The sequence below is a fragment of the Oribacterium sp. FC2011 genome (assembly GCF_000701645.1).
Classification (GTDB): Bacteria; Bacillota; Clostridia; order Lachnospirales; family Lachnospiraceae; genus Oribacterium.
The window spans coordinates 1-1,151 of the sequence record NZ_JNJM01000068.1; the positions used below are offsets into that span (position 1 = coordinate 1).

Annotated in this window: 1 protein-coding gene; it reads right to left on the reverse strand. The window is 37.9% G+C overall.

What is annotated here, in order from left to right:
* A partial coding sequence (locus T357_RS0118420) for a FliH/SctL family protein (RefSeq protein WP_031555930.1) occupies positions 1-1,067 on the reverse strand: 1,067 nt, incomplete at its 3' end.
* Between the last annotated feature and the right edge of the window lie 84 nt (positions 1,068-1,151).

A 1,151-nucleotide genomic window follows, 5' to 3' on the forward strand; every position in this document is an offset into this window, starting at 1 on the left:
GAATTTACAGGAGTCTCAGTTTCACAATAATACTTCATTACATCTTCTCTGGAAACCTTCTCATAGTCTTCATTTTTTATAACAGCGGTATATAACTCATCAAAGTCACTGACATATGATTTTAAACTTTGAACCAACGCTTTAAGACCACTTTCCATTCCTTTTTTGAAACCTTTATCTATTCCTTGTTGAATACCTTTTTGAATTCCCGTTTGAATTCCCTTTTCTATTCCTTTGTTCTCAATAGCTGTTGCATATGTACACAAATTTGTCACCTCCATTTCAACTTCTCTTGTCATGTTAAGTCCATATTCTGATTTTAATTTTTGGACTTTATCTGCTCCATTGATCCTTTCATCAAAAAGATCTGTAAGCATACGGATCATTTCATTCTTCGCATTTTCTGAATCATGCTTTTCACTGATATAAATGATGATAGCATTAAGGATATCATACCTCGGACTATCTGCATTACTGCCATACAGAAATCTTCTGTCAATAACATAAATCTCGATAGAATTCGCTCTGGTCTGCGTCGCTTCTGTACAAAGCCAGATAGAATACACCTTTTTGATGTTGCCATACTTCACGTGGTCATTACTGTCCGTCGTAAATTCAACTCCCTGCTGTGCAGAGATCATACGGCAGCAATAGAATAATGCCCTTAGCGGCAAATCATACCCTGGTTTATCTTCGTTCTGAGCCTCAAGATTTATGATGAGCTTTATAAATTCTGAACCATCTTTCCCAGGCAGCCTGAGATACGTACGTATATCGTATCTGTCCAGACCTTCTTCGTTCAAATATGCTTCCGTATTTAGACCATCAATACGTTCACCTGCGTTTGTAAGCCCACTGTCAACATAAACTTTACTGACGAGAACGTCACCTTCTATACAGGCTTCAATCTCATCATAATTCATATCCCGGCACTCAGATACAACCTCTTTAAAAATCCTTGCAAGTAATGGTTTATATGCAAGGATGTTTTTCACTGTCATATCCAGCCGGATCTTATCGGGGTCTGCAGCCACTATGGCTTTCCCCAATCCTGTTAATTGTTCCATATCTGCTCCTAAAGTACAGCGAGAAAGATATGAACCTCTCGCCTTGATTATATATCAGTTCTGCGCAAAGCTGATAATAAAATT